Source organism: Stenotrophomonas sp. HMWF003 (genome assembly GCF_003061285.1).
Classification (GTDB): Bacteria; Pseudomonadota; Gammaproteobacteria; order Xanthomonadales; family Xanthomonadaceae; genus Stenotrophomonas; species Stenotrophomonas maltophilia_AP.
Genome location: NZ_QAIW01000446.1, coordinates 4,321 through 6,558 on the forward strand (window position 1 = coordinate 4,321; position 2,238 = coordinate 6,558).

3 protein-coding genes are annotated in these 2,238 nt (G+C 66.6%); 2 read left to right on the forward strand and 1 reads right to left on the reverse strand.

The features are described 5' to 3' along the window. The coding region (locus tag DBR34_RS19730; RefSeq protein WP_181394086.1) for a spore coat U domain-containing protein at positions 1-475 on the reverse strand (475 nt) is incomplete at its 3' end. A 264-nt stretch (positions 476-739) separates the two neighbouring features. Between DBR34_RS19730 and map the strand changes: the two genes are divergently transcribed. Both map and DBR34_RS24195 read left to right on the forward strand, forming a co-directional pair. Beyond that, positions 740-1,513, forward strand: coding sequence for a type I methionyl aminopeptidase (gene map / locus DBR34_RS19735; protein WP_128098041.1), 774 nt, complete (start codon positions 740-742; stop codon positions 1,511-1,513). A 2-nt stretch (positions 1,514-1,515) separates the two neighbouring features. Further along, on the forward strand, positions 1,516-2,238 hold a 723-nt coding region (locus tag DBR34_RS24195; RefSeq protein WP_258224168.1), incomplete at its 3' end, for a nucleotidyltransferase domain-containing protein.

The window sequence follows — 2,238 nt, forward strand, 5'->3', positions numbered from 1 at the left end:
CGTTGTTGACGCTGGGGTTGGCGATCTGGCCGTAGACGTTCAACGTCTGCGCCAGGCCGGTGCCGATGCCGGCGGCCGTGTTGGTGCCGGTGGTGGCGCCCCACACGTTGGTGTGCGCGGCATCGCGGTAGAGCTGGTAGCCCACGAAATTGTTGGCGGTCACGCTGGCGTCGGTGTTCTTCATGCGCCGGGTGGTCACGTCATTGGCGGTGCCGGCGTTGGCGCCTGCATTGAGGGCCACGGTGTACGGGGTCAGTGCCGAGCACTGGGCGGTGATGGTGCCCTGCGCGTTGGACGGGGCGGTGGCGGTGGACAGGGCCGAGCCGAAGTCCACGTCGGTGGCGGCTGCGGCCGTGATCGTGCACGCCTTGGTGATGATGATCTTGACGTTGAAGGTGGTGGTATCGGCCGCCAGGGCGGGCGCGGCGAGGCTGGCAACGGCCAGGCTGAGTACGGTAGTGCGGAGAAATCGCATGGGCATGCTCCTTGGACAACGGTCCTTGCTGAACAACACGATGCTGCCGGACTTCTACTGCGTTCTTGTCCCGGTTATAGGTTCGGGTCTGTATGGGGGCCGTGAGATCCGGGGAAATCGATGGCCGTTTTCGGCATGGGGTCACGTTTTGCGAGGCAGATCACGCTGGTTCAGCTAGCTGACCAAGCCCCAGCCCCAATCCCGGCTGTCAGCGTTCCACCCGATCCCGTTCAGATTGGTCCCGGATCGGCGATAATGGGCACCATGAGCGTGAATCTGAAAACCCCCGAGGAAATCGAACTGATGCGCATCGCCGGCCGCCTGGCCAGCGAGGTGCTCGACATCGTCACCCCGTATGTAAAGCCCGGCGTGACGACCGAAGAGCTGGACCGCATCTGCCACGACCACATCATCAACGTGCAGAAGGCCACGCCGGCCAACGTCGGCTACCGTGGCTTCCCCAAGACGGTCTGCACGTCGGTCAACAACGTGATCTGCCATGGCATTCCCAGCGAAGCCAAGGTCCTGAAGGACGGCGACATCGTCAATATCGATGTCACCGTGATCAAGGATGGCTGGCACGGCGACACCAGCCGCATGTACTACGCCGGCACGCCGTCGACGATGGCCAAGCGCCTGGTCGACACCACCTACCAGGCCATGTGGGCCGGCATCCGTGCAGTCAAGCCGGGCGCCACCCTGGGCGACATCGGCCATGCCATCCAGACCCTGGCCGAAGGCGAGCGCTTCAGCGTGGTGCGCGAGTACTGCGGTCACGGTATCGGCAAGGTCTACCACGATGAGCCGCAGGTGGTGCATTACGGCCGCCCGGGCCAGGGCCTGGTGCTGCAGCCGGGCATGACCTTCACCATCGAACCGATGATCAACGAGGGCACCCGCTACAACAAGGTGCTGCCCGATGGCTGGACCGTGGTGACCAAGGACCGCAAATTGTCGGCACAGTGGGAGCACATGATCGCGGTCACCGAGACCGGCGTGGACGTGCTGACCCTCTCGCCCGGCGAATCGCAGGTCTGAGCATGTTGCCGGCGAGCCCGATGCTGGACGCGCCGGCAGCGTCCGTCACCGACCTGGACTGGTCGGCGCTGGCGCGGCAATCGCTGCAGCAGACCGACGCGCGGCTATACCGCCGCTTCGACCAGGGCGACAACATCGAGCGCCTGCTGGCGTTGCGCGCGCGTGCAGCCGACCACCTGATCAGGCTGGCCTGGCAGCGTTGCCTGCCGGCCGGCAGTGGCCTGGCGCTGTTTGCCGTGGGCGGGTACGGACGCGGCGAATTGTTCCCGCGCTCGGATATCGACCTGCTGGTGTTCGGCGAACCCACCCACCAGCGCCAGCACGAATCCAGCCTGGCGCGCCTGTTCGCGCTGCTCTGGGACTGCGGGCTGCCGGTCAGCCACGCGGTGCGCTCGGCCGCCGAGTGCATCGATGCCAGCGCCGACCAGACCGTGATGACCGCGCTGATCGAGTCGCGGCCGCTGCTGGCCGATGAGGCGGCACGCCTCGCGCTGAAGGCCGCGGTCAACACCGACGGCCTGTGGCCGCCGCGCGAATTCTTCCTGGCCAAGCGCGAGGAACTGCTGGCTCGCCACCAGCGCTTCGGCGACACCGCCGACAACCTGGAACCGGACATCAAGGACGGCCCGGGCGGGTTGCGCGACCTCAATACGCTGGGCTGGATGGCCCTGCGCGCGTTCGGCGTGCGCGACCTCGAAGCGCTGGTCGGGCTGGGCCACCTGGGC

Excerpts from the sequence above, each read along its gene's own strand:
- map (WP_128098041.1), top strand. The coding sequence starts at position 740 with ATGAGCGTGAATCTGAAAACCCCCGAGGAAATCGAACTGATGCGCATC.